This window comes from Leucobacter sp. M11, assembly GCF_035726885.1.
GTDB lineage: Bacteria > Actinomycetota > Actinomycetes > Actinomycetales > Microbacteriaceae > JAPFRB01.
Genome location: NZ_JAPFRB010000001.1, coordinates 296219 through 315613 on the forward strand (window position 1 = coordinate 296219; position 19395 = coordinate 315613).

At 70.7% G+C, this 19395-nt stretch carries 21 protein-coding genes and 2 tRNA genes; 7 read left to right on the forward strand and 16 right to left on the reverse strand.

Annotation, left to right across the window (positions count from 1 at the left end):
* Position 1: 1 nt before the first annotated feature.
* Positions 2 to 77, reverse strand: a tRNA-Glu gene (locus OOT08_RS01455).
* Between the two features lie 152 nt (positions 78 to 229).
* Between OOT08_RS01455 and OOT08_RS01460 the strand changes: the two genes are divergently transcribed.
* Positions 230 to 901, forward strand: a complete 672-nt coding sequence (locus OOT08_RS01460; protein ID WP_325090801.1) for an MBL fold metallo-hydrolase — start codon at positions 230 to 232, stop codon at positions 899 to 901.
* A 45-nt stretch (positions 902 to 946) separates the two neighbouring features.
* On the opposite strand, the gene OOT08_RS01465 is transcribed toward OOT08_RS01460, so the two are convergent.
* On the reverse strand, positions 947 to 1915 hold the full coding sequence (locus tag OOT08_RS01465; RefSeq protein WP_325090802.1) for an NAD(P)H-dependent flavin oxidoreductase: 969 nt from the start codon (positions 1913 to 1915) through the stop codon (positions 947 to 949).
* Between the two features lie 193 nt (positions 1916 to 2108).
* On the opposite strand from OOT08_RS01465, the gene OOT08_RS01470 reads away from it, so the two are divergent.
* Both OOT08_RS01470 and OOT08_RS01475 read left to right on the forward strand, forming a co-directional pair.
* A complete protein-coding gene (locus OOT08_RS01470) occupies positions 2109 to 2750 on the forward strand; it encodes a GNAT family N-acetyltransferase (protein WP_325090803.1) in 642 nt (213 codons plus the stop codon).
* Positions 2751 to 2885: 135 nt separating this feature from the next.
* On the forward strand, positions 2886 to 3050 hold the full coding sequence (locus OOT08_RS01475) for a hypothetical protein (RefSeq protein ID WP_325090804.1): 165 nt from the start codon (positions 2886 to 2888) through the stop codon (positions 3048 to 3050).
* A gap of 187 nt (positions 3051 to 3237) precedes the next feature.
* Here OOT08_RS01475 and OOT08_RS01480 read toward each other — a convergent pair whose 3' ends face one another.
* The 11 genes from OOT08_RS01480 to OOT08_RS01530 form a co-directional block, all read right to left on the reverse strand.
* The gene (locus OOT08_RS01480; protein WP_325090805.1) at positions 3238 to 4785 is read right to left on the reverse strand and encodes an alanine/glycine:cation symporter family protein; all 1548 of its coding nucleotides are present in this window, start codon (positions 4783 to 4785) and stop codon (positions 3238 to 3240) included.
* A gap of 279 nt (positions 4786 to 5064) precedes the next feature.
* Positions 5065 to 5832, reverse strand: coding sequence for an IclR family transcriptional regulator domain-containing protein (locus OOT08_RS01485; RefSeq protein ID WP_325090806.1), 768 nt, complete (start codon positions 5830 to 5832; stop codon positions 5065 to 5067).
* Positions 5833 to 5932: 100 nt separating this feature from the next.
* Positions 5933 to 7108, reverse strand: a complete 1176-nt coding sequence (locus tag OOT08_RS01490) for a thiolase family protein (RefSeq protein ID WP_325090807.1) — start codon at positions 7106 to 7108, stop codon at positions 5933 to 5935.
* Positions 7105 to 7776 carry a 3-oxoacid CoA-transferase subunit B gene (locus OOT08_RS01495; protein ID WP_325090808.1) on the reverse strand — a complete coding sequence of 224 codons (672 nt, stop codon included), beginning with the start codon at positions 7774 to 7776 and terminating at the stop codon, positions 7105 to 7107. Before OOT08_RS01495 ends, OOT08_RS01490 begins: the two co-directional genes overlap by 4 nt.
* The gene (locus tag OOT08_RS01500) at positions 7773 to 8528 is read right to left on the reverse strand and encodes a 3-oxoacid CoA-transferase subunit A (RefSeq protein ID WP_325090809.1); all 756 of its coding nucleotides are present in this window, start codon (positions 8526 to 8528) and stop codon (positions 7773 to 7775) included. Before OOT08_RS01500 ends, OOT08_RS01495 begins: the two co-directional genes overlap by 4 nt.
* A 132-nt stretch (positions 8529 to 8660) precedes the next feature.
* A complete protein-coding gene (locus OOT08_RS01505) occupies positions 8661 to 9014 on the reverse strand; it encodes a carboxymuconolactone decarboxylase family protein (RefSeq protein ID WP_442916169.1) in 354 nt (117 codons plus the stop codon).
* A 44-nt stretch (positions 9015 to 9058) separates the two neighbouring features.
* Complete coding sequence (locus tag OOT08_RS01510; RefSeq protein ID WP_325090811.1) at positions 9059 to 9838, reverse strand: alpha/beta fold hydrolase; 780 nt, start codon at positions 9836 to 9838, stop codon at positions 9059 to 9061.
* Positions 9835 to 11340, reverse strand: coding sequence for a lyase family protein (locus OOT08_RS01515; RefSeq protein WP_325090812.1), 1506 nt, complete (start codon positions 11338 to 11340; stop codon positions 9835 to 9837). Before OOT08_RS01515 ends, OOT08_RS01510 begins: the two co-directional genes overlap by 4 nt.
* The gene (gene pcaG / locus OOT08_RS01520) at positions 11330 to 11905 is read right to left on the reverse strand and encodes a protocatechuate 3,4-dioxygenase subunit alpha (protein WP_325090813.1); all 576 of its coding nucleotides are present in this window, start codon (positions 11903 to 11905) and stop codon (positions 11330 to 11332) included. Before pcaG ends, OOT08_RS01515 begins: the two co-directional genes overlap by 11 nt.
* Positions 11902 to 12729, reverse strand: coding sequence for a protocatechuate 3,4-dioxygenase subunit beta (pcaH, locus tag OOT08_RS01525; protein ID WP_325090814.1), 828 nt, complete (start codon positions 12727 to 12729; stop codon positions 11902 to 11904). The genes pcaG and pcaH overlap by 4 nt, the downstream gene beginning before the upstream one ends.
* A gap of 124 nt (positions 12730 to 12853) precedes the next feature.
* Positions 12854 to 13609: an IclR family transcriptional regulator gene (locus tag OOT08_RS01530; RefSeq protein WP_325090815.1), complete on the reverse strand. Its 756-nt coding sequence runs from the start codon at positions 13607 to 13609 to the stop codon at positions 12854 to 12856.
* 116 nt (positions 13610 to 13725) lie between these two features.
* Between OOT08_RS01530 and OOT08_RS01535 the strand changes: the two genes are divergently transcribed.
* The 3 genes from OOT08_RS01535 to OOT08_RS01545 all read left to right on the forward strand — a co-directional run bounded on the left by OOT08_RS01535 (position 13726) and on the right by OOT08_RS01545 (position 16769).
* A complete protein-coding gene (locus tag OOT08_RS01535) occupies positions 13726 to 14487 on the forward strand; it encodes an IclR family transcriptional regulator (RefSeq protein ID WP_325090816.1) in 762 nt (253 codons plus the stop codon).
* Positions 14488 to 14598: 111 nt separating this feature from the next.
* Positions 14599 to 15840, forward strand: coding sequence for a 4-hydroxybenzoate 3-monooxygenase (locus OOT08_RS01540; protein WP_325090817.1), 1242 nt, complete (start codon positions 14599 to 14601; stop codon positions 15838 to 15840).
* A complete protein-coding gene (locus OOT08_RS01545) occupies positions 15828 to 16769 on the forward strand; it encodes a DUF4031 domain-containing protein (protein ID WP_325090818.1) in 942 nt (313 codons plus the stop codon). The genes OOT08_RS01540 and OOT08_RS01545 overlap by 13 nt, the downstream gene beginning before the upstream one ends.
* A 92-nt stretch (positions 16770 to 16861) precedes the next feature.
* Here the strand turns inward: OOT08_RS01545 and OOT08_RS01550 are convergent.
* The 3 genes from OOT08_RS01550 to deoC form a co-directional block, all read right to left on the reverse strand.
* A tRNA-Gln gene (locus tag OOT08_RS01550) sits at positions 16862 to 16933 on the reverse strand.
* A gap of 70 nt (positions 16934 to 17003) precedes the next feature.
* On the reverse strand, positions 17004 to 17960 hold the full coding sequence (locus OOT08_RS01555) for a Ppx/GppA phosphatase family protein (RefSeq protein ID WP_325090819.1): 957 nt from the start codon (positions 17958 to 17960) through the stop codon (positions 17004 to 17006).
* A gap of 138 nt (positions 17961 to 18098) precedes the next feature.
* Entirely contained in the window at positions 18099 to 18794 is a 696-nt protein-coding gene (gene deoC, locus OOT08_RS01560; protein ID WP_325090820.1) for a deoxyribose-phosphate aldolase, read from the reverse strand.
* 162 nt (positions 18795 to 18956) lie between these two features.
* Between deoC and OOT08_RS01565 the strand changes: the two genes are divergently transcribed.
* On the forward strand, positions 18957 to 19370 hold the full coding sequence (locus OOT08_RS01565) for a GntR family transcriptional regulator (protein WP_325090821.1): 414 nt from the start codon (positions 18957 to 18959) through the stop codon (positions 19368 to 19370).
* Positions 19371 to 19395 lie beyond the last annotated feature (25 nt).

Sequence of the window (19395 nt, forward strand, 5' to 3'; positions counted from 1 at the left end):
GTGGTGACCCCAGCGGGATTCGAACCCGCGTTACCGCCGTGAGAGGGCGGCGTACTAGGCCGCTATACGATGGGGCCGTATCTGCGGCGCACGTTTCCGTGCAACAGAGACTATTTTGGCACAGGAGAATCCCCGAGCGCAAATCCTGCCGCGCAGCCAGCGCTCAGTGCCCGGTCGCCTCGGCGTTTTCTGGGTGTTGCCGACGGGGCGCCGTGGCTATGATCATGCCATGCTGATCACGAAATGGGAACACTCAGGCGTGAGTATCGAACTCGACGACGCCCGGCTCATCCTCGATCCCGGCTCCTTCGCCGGCCCCCTTCCCGCCGGGGCCCCGATCGCGGCAACCGTGATCACGCACGAGCACCCGGACCACTGGACCCCCGAGCGCGTCGCGGAGATTGTCGCCGCGGCCCCGGACGCCCCGATCTACACCACGCCAGCGACGGCCGCCCAGCTTCGCCTCGCGGAGCCGAATGCTCGGATGTTTCCCGTCGCTCACGGCGACGAGCGCGCCCCGGGCCCCTTCCGGCTGAGCTTCCACGGCGTACAGCACGCGCTGATCCACCGTTCGATCCCGGTCGTGGAGAACGTCGGGGTCTTCGTCAACGAGACCCTCTTCTCCGGCGGCGACAGCCTCGAAGTCCCCCTGCTCGGCGGAGCGGGCACCCCGCCGCGGATCCCGCTGCTCGGCGTGCCGATCGGCTCACTCTGGTCGAACGTCGGGGACGTGATCGACTACGTGCACGCGGTGCGCCCGCTCCGCGCCTTCTGCACGCACGACGCGATGCTCTCCGAGGCCGGGCGGGCGCTGTTCACCGCGCGCGTCAGCGAGGCCCTGGCCGCGGTCGGCGGTGCCCTGCTGCCGCTCCCCCGGGGCGAGGCGGTGCCGGTTCCCTAGCCGTGCGACGGGACCGCCGAGAACGGCGGGTCCCCCGGGCGGGGCTCAGCCGAACAGGTCGAGCTTGGCGCGGATCAGCGCTTCGGCGTCCGCGACCGTGCGGGTGACGATCTCCCCCGCGCTCGGGATGTCGTGGATCAGCCCCTGCACCTGTCCCACGGTCCAGATTCCGGCCTCCACGTCCCCCTGCTCGAAAACCTTCCGGCCGCGGGCCCCCGCGACGAGCGGCTGCACATCGGGGAACTGCCCGCCCTCGTCCAGAATCCGGACGACCTCGTCGCTCACCGAGTTTTTCGCGACCCGGGCGGTGTTGCGCAGCGTCCGCAGGATCAGGTTCGTGTCCAGCTCGCTCGCGGCCACCACGCGCTCCTTGACGGCCTGGGCCACGGGCGACTCCTCGCTGACCATGAAGCGCGTGCCCATGTTGATGCCGTCCGCCCCGAGCATGAGGGCCGCGGCGAGCCCCCGGCCGTCGGCGAAGCCGCCCGAGGCGATCATCGGGATGGAGATGGCGTCGGCCGCGGCGGGGATGAGCACCAGGCCAGGCACATCGTCCTCGCCGGGGTGCCCGGCGCACTCGAAGCCATCAATCGACACCGCGTCCACGCCGAGCGACTCGGCCTTCTTCGCGTGCCGGACGCTCGTGCACTTGTGAATCACGCGCACCCCGGCCGCCCGGAAGGCTTCCATGTGGGGCTCCGGGCTCGACCCGGCGGTCTCGACGATCGTGATCCCCGCGTCGATGATCGCGGCGCGGTACTCCGCGTACGGGGGCGGGGTAATCGTCGGGAGCATGGTCAGGTTGACGCCGAGCGGTTTGTCCGTGAGCCCGCGCGCCCGCTCGATTTCGGCGACGAGGGCCTCCGGGCTCGGCTGCGTCAGCGCGGTGATGATCCCGAGCCCGCCGGCCTCGGAGACGGCCGCCGCCAGCTCGGCCCGGCCGACCCACATCATGCCGCCCTGCACCACCGGGTGCTCGATGCCAAACATCTCCGTAAACCGTGTCTTGAGCATGGTGTCCTTCCGGGTTCCCCGCACGGGAGAGCCCCGGCGCCCTCTCAGACTAAGCGAGTGCGGCACGCCGTCAAGGGTCCCTGTGCGCGACGCACACCCAACGCCGAGTTCTCCGGCGCGGCTGTGTGCCCGCGCTACAGTGAGGAGGGCGCTCCGGGAGGTGCGGCCGCACACCCACCGAAGGGCAACGCTCATGAGTCACGCAGCATCGCAGCCCGCCGAGGACCCGGGAACGGGTCCGGCGGACGATCTCGACATTCACATCGTCCAGGCGGCCCCCGACAGCGACCCGGACGCCATCGCCGCGCTCTGGATGGAGCTCCACCACCACCACGACGAGACCGCCCCCGGGCTCGGCGCGCTCGGCGTTCCCGCCACCGCGGCAGCCCCCGGAGCCGACGCCGGCCGGAGCACCCGGTCCGCGGAGGACGGCTGGCGCATCCGGCGCGAGCACATTCGCGGCTGGCTGGGCGAGCCGCACAGCACCCTGTTTTTGGCCCTGGCCGGTGATGAGGTCCTCGGCTGCTGCCTCGGGCGCACCCAGCCCGCCCCGTCCAGCTGGGACTGGGGCACCGAGGTCGGCGTCATCGAGCTCCTCGTGGTGACCGAGCGCGCCCGCGGGCGCGGACTCGGGGAGCGCCTCCTTGAGCGCACCCGGGCCCGGCTGAGCGAGCAGGGCTGCCGCGTCATCACGGTCGACGTGATCGCGGGGAACGCGGCCGAGCGGCTGTATCGCCGCGCGGGCGGGCAGCCGTACCTGCTGACGCTCGCCCTCCCCGCTGCGCCCGGCGACCCCGGCGAACCCGCCCCCTCAGCCCGCCCGACCCCCGCCTGAGCCGGTCCGAGCGCCCCGCAGCGCCCGCCAGCGGCGGCTCCTCCCGGGAGCACATTCGGCGCGCCTCTCGGCCTCCGCGGCCCGCGGGCAAACAGCCTCTTGCCGAGGGGTGAACGGCTGAGTACAGTTCCGAGTATGGGAATTTCTCTGAAGATCGATCCGGAGACGGGGGCCGAGCTCCTGCTCATTGAGAAACCCTTTTACGAAGAGCTGACCGCCTCCCACGTCTGGATTGATGACGAGGGCCGCGAGTACCCCGTCACCGCCTCCGAGCTCGCCGCCCTCGGCATCTGCCGCTAGGCCAACGGCCCGCCGCAGGGCTCGAGTCGCGCGCCTGGCCAGGCACCGCGACGACCCGACGACGACCCGGGGCGACCACGCTCGCCGCCCGCAGCCTGCGTCGGGACCTGTTCCGCTCGATGAACGGAAACCCGGGCGCGACGCCGCCCGCTGGGCTGCGTCGCGCCCGGGTTTCCGGAATCGGCGCCTAGCGCTCGCGTGGCTCCTCGGCGTCGGGCAGCCTGACCTGGGTGGTGCGCGGCAGCGGGGCGTCCGCGACGTCCGTGATGCCGTCGAGCACCGCCTCCTGGCGTCGCCACTGTTGGAAGCCCGGCTCGTCCACGAGCGCGGCCTGGATCTCCTCCGGAGTCGCGCGCAGCTTCGGGTCGAAGCGCAGGTACGCCTTCGTTTCCCGCGCGATGAGCCCCGAAAGGATCAGGAGCCCGATCAGGTTCGGGATCGCCATGAGACCGTTCATCACATCGGAGAAGGACCAGGCGACGGACAGCTGCGTGGTCGCGCCCACGAAGACGACGAGCGAGAAGATGACGCGGAACGGAAGCACCAGGGAACGCCCGAAGATGCGCACCACGTTTCGCTCGCCGTAGTAGGACCAGCCGAGAATCGTCGAGAAGGCAAACATCGCGAGCGCGAGGGTCACGACGATGTGTCCCCAGTCTCCCGGCAGCCCGCTGGAGAACGCCTGCCCCGTCATGAGCGCGGCCGAGAGCTGCTCCCCCGTATCCGGGTCGATCAGCGAGTACGCCCCCGTCGTGACGATCACGAGGCCGGTCATCGTCACGACGATGATCGTGTCGATGAAGGTCTGGGTCATCGAGACGAGCCCCTGGCGCACCGGGTGACTCGTCTGCGCGGCGGCCGCGGCGATCGCGGCGGAGCCCATGCCGGACTCGTTCGAGAAGATCCCGCGGGCGAAGCCGTACTGCACCGCGATGATGAACACCGAACCCGTGAAGCCGCCCGCGGCCGCGGAGCCGGTGAAGGCATCGCGGAAGATCAGGGCGAAGGCCGCGGGCACCTCGCCCACGTTGACCACGAGAATGTAGAGCGCCGCCACGACGTAGAAGACGATCATGATTGGCACGAACGCCGAGGTCACCTTCCCGATCGACTTGATGCCGCCCACGAGGACGACGAGCGCGAGGATCGTGAGGATCACGCCGCTGACCCAGGTGGGCACGCTGAAGGTGTTCTCCAGGTTCGCCGAGATGGCGTTGGCCTGGGTCAGGTTGCCGATGCCGAAGCAGGCGAAGACGGTAAAGATGGTGAAGGACCAGGCCAGGATCTTGCCGACCGGGCCCCGGATGCCCTTTTCCAGGTAGTACTGGGGGCCGCCGTTGCGCTCCCCCTTCGCGTCGGCCTGGCGGAAGCGGACGCCGAGGAACGCCTCCGAGTACTTCGACGCCATGCCCAGCAGGCCGGTAATCCACATCCAGAACAGCGCGCCGGGGCCGCCGATCGCGATCGCGGTGGCCACCCCGACGATGTTGCCGGTTCCCACGGTCGCCGCGAGCGCCGTGGTGAGCGCCTGGAACTGCGTGATGTCGCCCTTGGATCCGGGGTCCCGGCGGCGCAGGATGCCGAGGTTCAGGGCGGAACCCAGGCGCAGGAACTGGATCCCGCCGAGCCGGAAGGTGAGATAGAGCCCGGTGAGGAACAGCAACGGGATCAGCACGAATGGCCCCCAGATGATCCCCCCGAGGGTGTCCAGAATGCGTTCAAGTTGTTCGGTCATGAGCGGGGCTCCCTTGGGGTTCGCGTCGTTGCGGATGGGGTCACGGTGCATGAATCAGTGGGCGGACGTTCTTGAGTTCGAGACGCTAACACAGATGCGGATTTTCGGAAGAGGCATTTGTGCCGCATTCGCTCGAAACGAGCCGCTTCCGCCGGGGGCAGGCCCGCGCTTCCGCCCGGGGTGGCGAGCCGCCCGTTGCCGCGTCGGGTTTCCTGCCCAAACACCGGTTGGGCGTGTCTCGTCGCTGGGCAGCGGGCCTGGTGGGCCCGACGCCGGGCGCTAGAGGAGGCGGAGCTCCGCAGAAATTGCCTCGGCGGTGGCGAGGAGCCGGGGCAGATGCTCGTCCCGAAGCCGCTCGACCGAGTCCCGGGTGGCGCTCGTCGAGACATTGATCGCCGCGAGCACCTCCCCGGAGCGGCCACGAATCGGGGCGGCGATCGAGCGGAGCCCGGCCTCGAGCTCGCCGTCGACGAGGGCCCAGCCCTGGGTCCCGACCCGGCTGAGCTCCTCCGCCAGCGCGCTCTGCGCCGTGAGCGTGCGCTCGGTGAGCGCACGGGGTTCGGCGGCGGCGAGGGCAGCCGCGCGCTCGCCCTCGGCCAACTGCGCGAGGAGCACGCGCCCCATGCTTGTCGCGTACGCGGGGAACCGGGTGCCGATGGTGATGCTCACGGTCATGATTTTGCGGGTGGGGACCCGGGCGACGTAGACGATGTCGCCGCCGGACAGGACCGCCGCCGACACGGACTCCCCCACGTCACGGGAGAGCAACTCCAGATGGGGCTGGACCAGCTCGGGCAGGCTGAGCGCGGAGAGGTAGCTGAAGCCGAGTTCGAGCACCTTCGGGGTGAGCGCGAAGGTGCGGCCGTCGCTGCGCACGTATCCCAGGGAGTCGAGGGTGCGCAGGAAGCGACGAGCGGCCGCCGCCGGGATCTCCGCGCGACGGGCGACCTCACTCAGGCTGAGCTCGGGGTGCTCGGCGTCGAAGGCGCGAATGACGGCGAGCCCGCGAGCGAGCGACTGCACGAAATCTCCGGGATGATCGGTCACGGTCCCACCTTATCTCCCAGCCCCCGAACCGCCCTCGCCGCACGCCGATGCGGCGGCACGTTTGCTCCCCGCTTGACGGGGCCGGGGGCTACGCAGCCGCTCAGCGTTCGAGCACCACGGCCATGCCCTGGCCGACCCCGATGCAGATGGCGACGACGGCGACGCCCCCGCCCCGTCGGGCGAGTTCGTGAGCGGCGTGTCCGATGATGCGGCCGCCGGAGGCACCGAGCGGGTGCCCGATCGCGAGCGCGCCGCCGTGCACGTTCAGGCGCTCCGGATCGAGGTCGGGCCACCCGGCCAGGCACGCGAGGCTCTGCGAGGCAAAGGCCTCGTTCAGCTCCACCAGATCCACCTCGGCCCAGCTCCTTCCCGCCCGGGCGAGCGCCTGGTTCGCGGCCTCGATCGGCGCCGTCGGGAAGGCATCGGGATCGACGCCGTGCACCGCTCGGCCCGCGATCCGGGCCAGCGGCTCGGCGTCCAGGGCCCCCTCGGCTCCCAACAGCACCGCGGAGGCCCCGTCGTTGATAGCGGAGGCATTCCCCGCGGTCACGGTGCCCCCGGAGCGAAACAGCGGGGCCAAGCCCGCCAGCTGCTCCGGGGTACTGCCGTCGCGGATCCCCTCGTCGCGGCTGAGATCGGCGCCCGGCACCGGCACAATTTCCGCGTCGAAAACCCCCTGCGCCCAGGCAGCCGCGGCGCGCTGGTGCGAGCGCGCCGCGAAGGCGTCCTGGGCGCTCCTGTCGATCCCCCACTCCGCGGCGGTTTGCTCCGCGGCCTCGCCGTTGCTCATGGTCCAGTGCGTCGGCAGCTGTCGATTCGTCATCCGCCAGCCGATCGAGGTGTTCCACATCGTCTGGTTTCCCACCCCGGGCCACGGCCGCGCAGCTTTCTCCACCACGTAGGGGGCCCGGCTCATCGACTCGACGCCCCCCGCGAGCACGAGCGTCGCGTCCCCGGCCTCGATCGCTCGCGAGCCCTGCACGACCGCCTCGACCGAGGACGCGCACAGCCGGTTCACCGTGACCCCGGTGACCGAGGTCGGGAATCCGGCCAGCAGCGCCCCGAAGCGGGCGACATTGCGGTTGTCCTCGCCCGCCTGGTTCGCGGCCCCGAACACGACGTCACCGATCCGGGCCGGGTCGAGATCGAGCCGCTCGATGCTCGCCCGCATCACGAGCGCCGCGAGATCGTCCGGGCGGACCCCGGACAGGGCCCCGCCCACACGCCCGAAGGGGGTGCGGACCGCGTCGTAGATCATCGTCTGTGCTGCGTTCATGCGGATCCGCCTCCTCTGGTTTCGGCCGGGGTGTGATCAAGCAGCCGCAGTCCGGTCAGCTCCCGGAGCCCCGGCAGCGTGTTCGTCCCGAAGAGCTCGCGAACGGCGAAGCCCTCCGCCGTCACGTCAAAGATCGCGTGGTCGGTGTAGACCCGGGACACGCAGCCGACCCCGGTCAGGGGATAGCTGCACGCTGCGACGAGCTTGGGTTCGCCCTGTTTGGTGAGCAAATCGGTCATGACGTAGACCGCCTTCGCTCCGATCGCGAGGTCCATGGCTCCGCCGACCGCGGGGATAGCCCCGGGTTCCCCCGTTGACCAGTTCGCGAGATCCCCGGTCTCGGCGACCTGAAAGGCGCCCAGCACACACACGTCCAGGTGCCCGCCGCGCATCATGGCAAAGGAGTCGGCGTGATGAAAGTAGGCCGCGCCGGGCACGGCGGTGACGGCCTGCTTCCCCGCGTTAATGAGGTCCGGATCCACCCACCCGGCCTCCGGTGCCGCCCCCATCCCGAGGAGGCCGTTCTCGGTGTGCAGGACGATGTCCTCGCCTGCGGGGAGATAATTCGCCACCAGCGTGGGCGCGCCGATCCCCAGGTTCACGAAGGAGCCGCCGGGGATGTCTGCCGCAACTCGCGCGGCCAGGTGCTCTCGGGTGATCGTGGTCATCGGAAATCCTCCTGTGCTGCTGCGGGGCTCAGTGGCGCGCCCTCCAGGTCAACCCCGCCAACGAACTCGCCCGCGCGGAGCCAGGGGCGCTCGCCCACGGCGACGACCCGGTCGACGAAGATGCCGGGGGTGACGACGGCCTCGGGGTTGAGCTGGCCAAGGGGAACCATCTCGTCGACCTGCACGATTGTCGTCGTGGCGGCGGTGGCCATGATCGGGCCGAAGTTTCGCGCGGTCTCTCGGTAGACGAGGTTGCCCCAGCGGTCGGCGCGGTACGCGCTCAGCAGGGCAACGTCGGCGTGAATGGGGTACTCCAGCGTGTACGCGCGGCCCGCGATCAGCCGCGACTCTTTGCCCTCGGCGAGCTGAGTTCCCGCCCCGGTGGGGCTAAAGAAGGCCCCGATGCCGGCGCCGGCGGCCCGGATCCGCTCCGCGAGGTTTCCCTGCGGGACCAGCTCCAGCTCGATCGCGCCCTCCCGAAACAGCCCGTCGAAGACCCAGGAGTCGGCTTGCCGCGGGAAGGAGCAGAGGATCTTCCGCACCCGACGCGTGGCGAGCAACGCGGCGAGCCCCACGTCCCCGTTCCCGGCGTTGTTGTTGATGATGGTCAGGTCGCTGGCACCCTGCGCGATCAGGGCATCGATCAGCTCCACCGGCTGCCCGGCGCGGCCGAAGCCGCCGATCATCACCGTTGCCCCGTCTGGGATCCCAGCAACCGCTTCCTCGACACTCACGACGCTCTTGTCGATCATCCGATTCCCTCCGCTCGCGCGGGGTCGGTGACCGCCGCGTCTTTTCGCTCTGCGAAGAACTCTTCGCATCTCGAACACAGGATACCCCGAACACGCACCGAAGGACAGCCCCACGGCGCAGCGAACGGGGCGCTACAGGTCTCCGGTCTCGCGCAGCGCCCGGCTGGCGAGCGCGAAGGCGGTGTTGGCGACGGGGACCCCGCAGTACAGCCCAGCCTGGAGAATGACCTCCTTGATTTCCTCGACACTGAGCCCGTTTCGTCGTGCGGCGCGCACGTGCATCTCGAACTCCTCGTCGTGGCCGAGGGCCATCATGGCGGTCAGGACCGCGATCGACCGGGAGCGCCGGTCCAGCCCGGGTCGAGACCAGATGTCGCCCCAGGCTGTTCGCGTAATGAAGTCTTGGAAATCCGCGGTGAAATCGGTGATCCGCTCGTTCGCGCGGTCAACGTGCGCGTCTGAGAGCACCGCGCGTCGAACCGCCATCCCCTGCTCCCGGCGCTCCGCGTCCCCCGGTTCCTGGCCGACGCTCACGAGCCCACCTCCGCAAAGAATCGCAGGAGTGCCGCGGCCGTGCGCTCTGGTTGCTCGGCGGGGGGCTGGTGCGCCGCGCCGTCGATCCGCACGGCCCTGCCGTTGCGGACCCCCGCAACGATTTCCGCCTGGCGCGCCTCGGTCCCGACCGTGTCGTGCTCGCCCCAGGCCGCGAGGACCGGGACGCGGATGCGGCCCAGGTCGGCACGCAGGTCATAGGAGGACAACGCTTCCGCGCACCGCGCGTATCCCTCAGCCGGGGTGTCCTGGAGCGCGTGCAGGATGCGCCCGGTCAGCTCGGGGCGGTTCGCGATCGAGTCCGGGGCAAACCAGATGCTGGCCGAGGGGATCAACAGCACCGAGGTGGACTGCTCGCGCACAAGCGCAGCCCGCTCGAGCCAGTGCGCCTCCCCGCCGAGTTCCGCGCCCGCGGCGAGGGCGGCAACCGCCGGGAAGAGCTTGGGGTGCTCGAGCGCGAGGACCAGCGCGAGTGCACCCCCGATCGACACGCCCGCGTATCGCGCCGGGCCCTCGCCGAGGCCCCGGACGCCGTCCGCAACGGCGTCCGCGAGCTCGCGCAGCGAAAACGGCTCGGGCGGGACCGGAACGCCCGCGTGTCCGGGCAGCGTAAGCAGGGAGACCCGGAATCGTGCCGCGAGGGCGGGGAGGGCGTCCTCCCAGATGAGCGGGCCGGTGCCGATCGAGTGGCCGAGGACCAGCAGGGGCGCGCCCGGCGGGCCGCTCGGCGGGCTCAGCGCAATATCGGGGTGGGTCACGGTTGCTCCTGTTCTGCTGGGCTGGGACGGTCGTGCGCGCGGCCTTGGCCGGCAGGGTTGGCCCGGTCTGCCGGGCTCGACGCGGGGCTCGGCGTGAGCAGCGCGTCCGTCAGCTCTGGCGCGAGCCCCAGGTAGTGGTGCGGATCCACCAGGGCCTCCAGGTCGAGCCCGGCGAGTTCCGGTTGGGCGCGGAGCAGCGTGGCTAGGTCCGCGCCGGATCCCGCCGCCGCGATCACGTCCCGGAAGCGCTCGGCTCCGATCAGTGGGGTCACCGCCAGCGCCACCCGCTCAGCGACGAGCAGCCCCCCGGTCACGGAGAGGTTGCGGGCCACCGCCTCCGGTCTGAGCCGAAGCCCGGACGCGAGCCGTTCGGCGTGCGCGCTGGCCCCGAGCGTGAGGCGGAGGAGCTCCCGGAGGGTCGGCCACTCGGCGTGCCAGGCCCCGTCCGGACGCTCGTCAACCGCGAGGGCGGCGGCCAGGTGCAGGGTCGCGCCGAGCTGCGGGGCGCGGAGCGCGGCCGAGCGAATCAAAATGGAGCCGACGGGATTGCGCTTCTGCGGCATCGCCGAGGAACCGCCGCCGTCCCCCTCCGCCAGCTCCCCGATCTCCGTCCGGCTCAGCGTCGCGGTGTCGGCGGCAAACACCCCGAGTGCGTCGAGCACCCGAGTCAGGGCGTCGCCCAGTTCCGTCACCGGCCAGCGCGTGGTGTGCCAGGGCGCGTCGGGGGCCGCCAGCCCGAGTTCCCGGGCGAGGGCGGCGGGCAGCGCGCGGGCCGCGTCGGCTCCCCCGATTTCCGCGGGGGCGGCCAGCGTACCCCCGGCGCCGCCCAGTTGCGCGGGCAGCGCGGCGACCGCCGCGTCCAGCCCGGCGAGGGCCCGCCGAATCCCGGCCGCCCACCCCGCGGTGCGAAGCCCAACCGTGGTGGGCACCGCGTGCTGGGTGAGCGTGCGGGCCGCGGCGGCCACGGAACGGTGCTCCTCGGCAAATCGGTCCAGCCGCGTCAGGACGCCGCGGAGGCGCTGGGCAACCTCTGCCGCGGCCCGGCGGGACACCAGCATGAGCGCCGAGTCGAGGATGTCCTGGCTCGTTGCCCCTCGGTGGATCCAAGCACGGCAGCCCGCGGGCGCGAGTTCCCGCAGCGGGGCAACCAGCGCGATCACCGGGTTTCCCCCGGCGGCCGAACCGGAGAGCATCGCTCGGAGCAACGCCTCCCGCTCGGTCGACGCGAGCGCGAGGCTCGGGAGGGTCGGGGTGCCCCCCACCGGGTTCGGGGCCCGCCAGCCCAGCGCGGCGGAGACCGCCTCCGCGTCCGCCCGGGGGGCAACCCCGACGCTCGCCCAGGCCCGAACGAGCCCAATCTCGGCGAGGATCAGCGCATCCGCGATGGCCGCATCCGAGACCAGCGCGTCAACGCCGACGGTCACCGGCGACAGGAGACCGCGATCGATCACCCCGTCCGCAGCGGCGGGTATCGGCTCGGGAACGCCGGTGTCAGTAGGCAAGAAACACCGTCTCCTTCTCGCCCTGGAGGTGGATGTCGTGCCGCAACCAGCCCGCGGGCGTTCGTTGTGCGATCAGCGTAGCCCGCTCGTTTGGCTCGAGCGAGCGGAGCAGCGGATCCGCGTCCAGAGCCGGGCTCGGCTCGGGCAGATAGATCCGGGTGTGTAGCTTGTCCGGCAGCCCGCGGGCGTACACGATGGCGACGAAGAAGGGGGCCTCCCCCGTCACAGATCCCGGGTTTCGGGTCCAGAACTCGTAGTGGCCCTCGTCGCTCGTGAACGCGCGGCCGAAGCCCGTGAAGGTGTGGTCGTCTCGGTTCAGCGTCCCCCGTGCGCGCGGGACGGACCCGTCCGCGTCGGCGGCGAAAATCTCAACCATGGCGTCCGGGATCGGCGCGCCCGCGCCGTCGAAGACGATTCCGGAGAGCACGATCGCTCCGGGCGAGTGCGGGAACGCGACCTCGTGTTTCTTGGGGAAGGTGGTCCCGTACGCGAAGAACGGACCAACGGTCTGCCCGGCAGTCGCCTCGTGCGTCTTCGGGGGGACGGTTTCGCTGCGCTTGGTCACGGGTGCTCTCCTTCGTCCGGCTCAAACCAGGTCGCATTCGGTCCGTCGACGACGATGTCGAAACGGTATCCCATCGAGAACTCCGGCTCGGTCAGGTCATGGTCGTAGGCGCCGATGAGTCGATCGCGGTCCCGCTGATCCCGGATGGCGTTGTAAATCGGATCGAGCGGGAACAGGGGATCCCCGGGGAAGTACATCTGCGTGACGATCCGCTGCGTAAACGATTGCCCGAACACCGAGAAATGAATGTGCGCGGGCCGCCAGGCATTCACGTGGTTCTTCCAGGGGTAGGGGCCCGGTTTAATCGTCGTGAACCGGTAGCGTCCCGCCTCGTCGGTGATGACCCGGCCCGCGCCCGTAAAGTTCGGGTCGAGCGGCGCTGGATGCTGATCGCGCTGATGGATGTAGCGACCGGCAGCATTCGCCTGCCAGATTTCGATGAGCTGGTTGCGCAGCGGCCGCCCCCACGAATCGAGGAGCCGCCCGGAGACGGTCATCCGTTCGCCGAGGGGTTCCCCGGCGTGCTGCAGGGTGAGGTCCGATTCGACTGCCGCAACGTCACGCTGCCCGTACGCCGGGGAGAACAGCTCGATCGTCTCGGGGTCGACGAGCTTGGGGTTCTTGGTGGGATGACGGAGGATGCTCGAGCGGTACGGGGGAAAATCGAGCATCGTCCGTGGCAGAGATTCGCCCGCGGTCGCTCGCCGCCCAAATGCGGCGTGCCGTTCGTGAATCTCCGCGGTGATCTCCCGCTGGGAGACCTGGTCCGGTGCGGCCAACAACGACTCGGGAGCCGCCGTCACCGTGTTTGATTCGTGAGCCATGTGGTGCCCTCCTGTGCGCTTGGCCTGCCACCCAGCCTGACAGGGAGCGCCCGAGAGCCACCGATGCACTCTCAACCAGTGGGACTGGCGGGTCCCGGCCAGCGGGGTTCCCGCCCGGCGCGGCTCAGGGCTCGCGGAGGACGGCCACGATATCTCGCGCGGACTGCTGCACCAGAGCGGCCAGGCGTTTCTCGTCCGCGCGCGCCAGGTCCACCACCAGGCCGAGCGCGACCGGTGGCAGCCCCGGGAGGAGGGGCAGCGCCGCGGCGACCGAAACGGTGCCCAGGGTCATCTCCTCCCGGGTACTCGCGTACCCCCGCGCTCTCGTCCGGTCGAGGTCGGCGCGCAGCTCGGCCTCATCGACGATCGTGTGTCGCGTTTCGAGTTCCCGGGTCCCGCGGAAATACGCACCCAGCCAGGCCCCATCCCGCCCGGCGAGGAGCGCTTTGCCCACCCCCGTGGCGTGGAGCGGACCCCGTCCCCCAGCACGGCTCACGGTCGGATACGATTTCCGGCCGGTGACCCGCCCCACGTACAGCACGGAGGAGCGCTCCGGGCTCCTCCCATCGAGCACGCCGAGGTGGACGTTCTCCCCCGTCGCCTCGTACAGCCGCATCAGGTTCGGGATGCTCCGTTCGCGAAGCCGCAGGGACAGCGGCGAGAGCTCGCCGAGCTCCCACAATCGAGAACCGACCGTGTACCGGGCACCGGGCAGGCGCACGACCAGGCCGTGCTCGATCAGGGTCGACAGCAGGCGGTGCAGGGTCGAGGCGGGCAGACCCGTGCGCGCGACAAGCTGGGCCGCGGTCAGCTCGGGATCGTCTTCGGAAAAGGAGCCGAGCACACCGAGGGCCCGTCCGAGGATGCCCGCTCCGCCCATCTGCTGTCCTCCCTGACCCGGTGCGCCCGCTCGGGTCGCGACTCGCCCGGGCGCGTGTGCGCCCAGGACCGAGGGTAGCCGCTCCGCTCCAACACGGAGCATGGCAAGCTGAGGACATGGCAAATTCCCCGAGTGGCGAGTCGCTGATTGACCGGGTCGTGCGCGTCCTGGACACGTTCTCCGCCGAGCTCACCGTGCAGACCGCCGCCGAGATCGGTCGCCGGGCGGGGTTACCGAGCGCGACCGCGCACCGCATCGTGGACGACCTCATCGCAGCGGGTCTCCTCGAACGGGATGAGGACCACCGCGTCCGGCTCGGGCTCAGGCTCTGGGAGCTGGCCCTTCGCGGTTCGACCGCGCTCCGGCTGCGGCAGGCCGCGCTCCCCCACATGGAGCGGATCCAGAGCACCGTGGGCCAGCACACCCAGCTCGCGGTGTTGGAGCGGGACGAAGCGCTCTTCCTCGAACGGCTTTCCGCCCCCGCCGCTGGGGCGAACATCACCCGCGTCGCCGGTCGGCTCCCCCTGCACGCCTCGTCCTCCGGCCTGGTGCTGCTGGCCCACGCGGATCTTGCGACCCGGGAGCGGGTCCTTGCCGGGCCACTGCGGGCGCTCAGCCCGGACACCGTGACGGACCCGGCGCGGTTACGGGGCCTCCTCGCGGAAATTCGGCGCGCGGGAGAGGTGGTCGCGCCCGGCACCGTTGCGGGGGTCTCGACCGGCGTCGCAATCCCGCTCCGGGATGCCGGTCGAGTCGTGGCGGCGCTCTCCGTGGTGCTCCCCCGCGAGCATGCCGTCGACGGCGCTCTGCTGGCGCTCCGCACCGCGGCGGGCGGTATCGAGGCGGCGCTCCGATCCTCCGGAACCATCGGCGGGTAGATTCCCGTTGAACGGGAATATTCTGCGATAGCGGGGTGAATTCAGGACACTGGTGGCACGGTTCCCCTGGCGGAGCCGGCCAGACCCCCGTCACCCGTCATAGGAGACCTCATGACCGCAGAACGCACTCGCGTCGCCATCGTCGGCGCCGGGCCAGCCGGCCTCTTTCTCTCGCACGTGCTGGCCCAGGCCGGGATCGCGTCGATCGTCTTTGATCAGCGCAGCCGAGCCGAGATCGAATCCACCATCCGCGCCGGCATCCTGGAACAGGGCACCGTGGAGGTGCTCAGCCGGACCGGCGCCTCCCGTCGGGTGCTCGAGGCTGGCGACCGCCACGACGGAGTCGAGTTCCGCTTCAGCGGCGAGGGGCACCGCATCGATTTCCCCGCACTCACGGGTCGCAGCGTCTGGCTCTATCCCCAGCACGAGGTCCTGACAGACCTCATCGCCGCCCGGCTTGCCGACGGACAGGACATCCGCTTCGGGGTCACCGTGGAGCGTGCCGAGGGGGTGGACTCGGCGACCCCGACCGTCTCCGGAACGGGCGCGGATGGCGCACCCTTCGAGGTCGCCGCAGAGTTCGTCGTCGGAGCGGATGGCTCACGCAGTGTCGTGCGCACCGCGGTGACGGGTTCCCCGACGGGTGGCTACTTCCGGGAGTACCCCTTCGCCTGGTTCGGGGTGCTCTGCGAGGCTGCGCCGAGCGCCGAGGAACTCATCTACAGCAACTCCCCGGACGGCTTCGCGCTCATCAGCCAGCGCAGCAAGACCGTGCAGCGCATGTACTTCCAGTGTAATCCAGACACCGATGAGCACGCGATGAGCGAACGCCAGATCTGGGACACCCTGCAGGCCAGGGTCCCCGGCACCGAGCTGATCGAGGGGCCCATCTTTCAGCGCGATGTGCTGCGGTTCCGCAGCTTCGTCGCGCACGAACTCCGGTGCGGCCGCGCTGCGCTGATCGGGGACGCCGCCCACACCGTGCCCCCGACCGGAGCGAAGGGCATGAACCTCGCCATCGCCGATGTGCTCCTCCTGAACGGGGCCCTGCAGGACCTGCTCCTCCGGGGCGACGAGCGCGCGATCGATGCCTACGCCGAGACCGCGCTCCAGCGCATCTGGCAGGCGCAGCACTTCTCCTGGTGGATGACGAACATGCTGCATCTCGCCCCAGAGGCAAGCGACTTCGATCGCCTGCGTCAGCTCGGGGAACTGCGCTCGGTCGTCGATTCGGAGGCCGGACAGCGCTTTCTCGCCGAGGGCTACACCGGCTGGCCGCTGCTCATCCCGGAGGGGTCGCTCCGGGAGGACGCAGCGGGGCTGGGCCGGTACCCTGAGGTATGGCCATCCTGATCGATCCCCCGGAGTGGCCCGCGCACGGGCAACTGTGGAGCCACCTCGTGTCGGACACGAGCTACGACGAACTGCACGCCTTCGCCCGCGAGCTGAGGGTGCCGCGGCGCGGCTTCGATCTGGATCACTACGATGTCCCCGCCCGGCGATACGAGCAGGCGGTGGCGCTGGGGGCGTTGCCCGTGCCCGGACGTGCGGTCGTGCACGCGCTCCGGGATGCCGGGCTGCGCGTGCGGCAGATCGACCGGGATCGGGTCACGCCCGGCCGACGGCTCGGCTTTCTCCGCTCGGAGTGGGCGCGACTCGGAGGGCTCCTCGGGGTCCCGGAGACCGTGCGCCACCGCTCCGGCTGGGCCGATTTGGGCGACGATCTGGAACGCCGGTGGCGGGAACCGCACCGCAGCTACCACGACGAGCGGCACCTCGAAGACGTCCTGCTCACCCTCGATCACTTCGAGACGCTCGCGGAGGACGTGGCCCCGGAGACGCTGCTCGCCGCCTGGTTCCACGACGCCATCTACACGGGCCGGGGCGGCGTGGACGAGCGGGATTCTGCCGAGTACGCCGCAGCGGCCCTGCGCGAGCTCTCCGTGGGGCAGGGCGTCGGGGAGCGGGTGCGCGAGCTGATCCTCGCGACGGATCCCGCCTTCGCGGGCGAGGCTCCCCCGGAACGGCTCGCGCACCTGCACGATGCGGACCTCTGGGTGTTTGCCTCCCCGCCGGAGCGCTACGCGCAGTACACCGCCGGGGTGCGCGCCGAGTACGCGCACCTCGCGCCGGAGCGATTCCGCGCGGGCCGCGCCGAGATCCTGCGCGGCTTCCTGGAACGACCACGCCTCTACCGCACCGAGCCCGCGCACCGCATGTGGGATGAGCGCGCGCGGGAAAACGTCGCGGCGGAGATCCGGGCGCTCACGTCCGGGAACTGACGCGGCGGCGCGTCAGCGGCAGAGGTTCAGCGGACAGAGGTTCAGCGGGCAGAAACAAGAAAACCCCCGGATAACCGGGGGTTTTTCTCTTGCTGGGGTACCTGGACTCGAACCAAGAACGACGGTACCAGAAACCGCTGTGTTGCCAATTACACCATACCCCAATGGTGATTTTGTCCGCTTCCGCGGCGTCCCTCACCGAGATATAACTCTACCCCACGAGACTCAGAAACTTCAAAACGAGGGCGTTACTGGCTCCGCCCCGGGCGAGTCGAGCGCGTCGATGTAGCGCAGGACGATGCCCTCGCGCAGGGCCCACGGCGAGATTTGCAGGGTTTCTACCTCGAAGACCTTCATCGCGGTGCGCAGCACAATCGCCCCCGCGAGCACCTGGTAGCCGCGCTCCGGGGTGATCCCCGGCAGGAACTGGCGCGTCTTCGACGGCATCTCGCGCAGCCGCGGTTCCCAGTCCCGGAGCCCCGCGTAGTGCAGCGGCGCGAGGTCCCCCGTCACCGGGTCGGCGGGGCCGCCCACGAGGCGCGCGAGCGAGCGGATCGTCTTCGAGGTGCCGATCACGCGCTTGGGCGTTGGCCGGTCCGCGAAGTGTCCGCGGGCCTGCGTAAAGACCTCCCGGGCGTGCGCGCGCAGCCGGGAGACGTCCTCGCGGGCGGGCGGGTCCTCCGGCAGGAAGTTCACGGTGCTCCGTCCGGCACCGAGCGGCAGGGACAGCTGCACATCCGGGTATTCGTCCGCGCCCTGCGCGATCTCGAAGGACCCCCCGCCGATGTCGAAGAGCAGCACCTCGCCCGCCGACCAGCCAAACCAGCGCCGCACCGCGAGCATCGTGATGCGGGCCTCGTCCTCGCCGGTCAGCACCCGGAGGGCGATCCCGGTCTCCCGGTGGATCCGGGCCAGGATTTCCTCGCCGTTCTTCGCCTCTCGGATCGCGCTCGTCGCGGTCGGGATGATGTCGTCGACCCCGATCTCGCGAATCGTGGCGACCGCCTCGCGGATCGCGGCGATGATCGTGAGGACGCCCTCCTCGGTGATCGCCCCCTCGGCGTCGAGGTAGCGCATCAAGCGCAGCGTGGACCGCCGGGAATGATAGGGCGAGGGGCTCGCCCCGGGGTGAGCGTCCACGATGAGCAGATGCACCGTGTTGGAACCTACGTCGATTACGCCGAGTCGCATGGGATCAGCCTAGCGAACGCGCGAGCGGCCACCGCCGCGATTCCTGTGCATTCGCGACGGAGCGGCGCACGCCCCGCGACGAGGGCCCCCGGGGCAGCCGCGTGGCCCGGCAGCCCCCGGCGGCTCGGCGCTTCGTGCTTAGTAGCCGCTCGCGTCGGCGGGTGCGTCGGATGCCTCACCCTCCCACTCGGCGAGGATCGCGGCGGTGCCCGAGAGTCCCAGCCGGGTCGCTCCGGCGTCGAGCATCTCGCGCACGGCGGCGGCCGAGCGGATTCCCCCCGAGGCCTTCACACCCAGGGCGTCGCCGACGGTGTCCCGCATGAGGCGAACCGCGTGCGCGGTCGCGCCGCCCGCGGGGTGGAACCCGGTCGAGGTCTTGACAAAGTCAGCCCCGGCGCGCTCGGCGGCGCGGCAGGTCGCGACGATCTCGTCGTCGGTCAGGTGCGCGGACTCGATGATGACCTTGAGGACGTGCCCCACACTCGCCTCGCGCACGAGGGTGAGCTCGGCTTCGACCCCCGCCCAGTCCCCCGCCTTCACCAGACCCAGGTTCACGACCACGTCGATTTCGTCGGCGCCGTCGTCGAGCGCGCGCAGGGTCTCGGCGGCCTTGGTGACGCCGTGGTGCGCCCCGCTCGGGAAGCCGACGACGGTGACGATTTCGAGGCCGTGCTTGTCGAGCGGCAGCACCGACGGGCTCACGCAGACCCGCGCGACGCCCAGTTCCCGCGCGGAGGCGAGGAACTCGGCGGCCTGCACCGCGGTGGTGTCGCTGGCCAGCAGCGTGTGATCGATCATTCCGGCGAGTTCTGCGCGGCTGATGGGCTCGGTCATGGGGGCTCCCTCGAATTCGAGTGCCGACCGGGCAGAGTGCCGGTCGAGGCGGCGGTGCTGGGTGTGGTGCGGCGAAACAACCGCTCGGAGCGCTCTCAACCAACCTGGGGAGCTGGCGAGGATTCTCGAAGCTTTTCCGCCGTCTCCCCTAGGCTAGTGCCCGTGACCGAGAAACAGGCCGTATCCACCAGCACTCCGGTGCAGAACTTTCGCGTGGATCCGAGCGATCACACCCCGCCCTACCTGCAGCTTCGCGCCCGGGTCATCGAGGCGATCCGGAGCGGGCAGCTCGTGCCGGGCCAGAAACTCCCCACCGTGCGCGCGCTCGCGGACACCGCCGGGCTCGCGGTGAACACCGTGGCGCACGCCTACCGGAGTCTCGACGAGGACGGTTTTGTGGAGGGCCGCGGTCGGGCCGGGACCTTCGTCACCCTGAGCGCCTCGGGCGACGAGCAGGCGAGGCGCGCCGCGCTCGACTTTGCGGAGCGCATTGCCCGTTTGGATCTGAACGAGGACCAGGTGGTCCTCCTCGTCCGCGATGCCCTCCGCGCGCTCAATCCGAACGCGGACGACTAGGCCGCTCCGGTCCTCGCGCTCTGCC

Bases quoted from the DNA above. Each gene is read 5' to 3' on its own strand.
- OOT08_RS01460 (WP_325090801.1), top strand. From the start codon at position 230: ATGCTGATCACGAAATGGGAACACTCAGGCGTGAGTATCGAACTCGAC.
- OOT08_RS01465 (WP_325090802.1), bottom strand. From the start codon at position 1,915: ATGCTCAAGACACGGTTTACGGAGATGTTTGGCATCGAGCACCCGGTG.
- OOT08_RS01470 (WP_325090803.1), top strand. From the start codon at position 2,109: ATGAGTCACGCAGCATCGCAGCCCGCCGAGGACCCGGGAACGGGTCCG.
- OOT08_RS01475 (WP_325090804.1), top strand. From the start codon at position 2,886: ATGGGAATTTCTCTGAAGATCGATCCGGAGACGGGGGCCGAGCTCCTG.
- OOT08_RS01480 (WP_325090805.1), bottom strand. From the start codon at position 4,785: ATGACCGAACAACTTGAACGCATTCTGGACACCCTCGGGGGGATCATC.
- OOT08_RS01490 (WP_325090807.1), bottom strand. From the start codon at position 7,108: ATGAACGCAGCACAGACGATGATCTACGACGCGGTCCGCACCCCCTTC.
- OOT08_RS01495 (WP_325090808.1), bottom strand. From the start codon at position 7,776: ATGACCACGATCACCCGAGAGCACCTGGCCGCGCGAGTTGCGGCAGAC.
- OOT08_RS01500 (WP_325090809.1), bottom strand. From the start codon at position 8,528: ATGATCGACAAGAGCGTCGTGAGTGTCGAGGAAGCGGTTGCTGGGATC.
- OOT08_RS01505 (WP_442916169.1), bottom strand. From the start codon at position 9,014: ATGGCGGTTCGACGCGCGGTGCTCTCAGACGCGCACGTTGACCGCGCG.
- pcaH (WP_325090814.1), bottom strand. From the start codon at position 12,729: ATGGCTCACGAATCAAACACGGTGACGGCGGCTCCCGAGTCGTTGTTG.
- OOT08_RS01530 (WP_325090815.1), bottom strand. From the start codon at position 13,609: ATGGGCGGAGCGGGCATCCTCGGACGGGCCCTCGGTGTGCTCGGCTCC.
- OOT08_RS01535 (WP_325090816.1), top strand. From the start codon at position 13,726: ATGGCAAATTCCCCGAGTGGCGAGTCGCTGATTGACCGGGTCGTGCGC.
- OOT08_RS01540 (WP_325090817.1), top strand. From the start codon at position 14,599: ATGACCGCAGAACGCACTCGCGTCGCCATCGTCGGCGCCGGGCCAGCC.
- OOT08_RS01545 (WP_325090818.1), top strand. From the start codon at position 15,828: ATGGCCATCCTGATCGATCCCCCGGAGTGGCCCGCGCACGGGCAACTG.
- OOT08_RS01555 (WP_325090819.1), bottom strand. From the start codon at position 17,960: ATGCGACTCGGCGTAATCGACGTAGGTTCCAACACGGTGCATCTGCTC.
- deoC (WP_325090820.1), bottom strand. From the start codon at position 18,794: ATGACCGAGCCCATCAGCCGCGCAGAACTCGCCGGAATGATCGATCAC.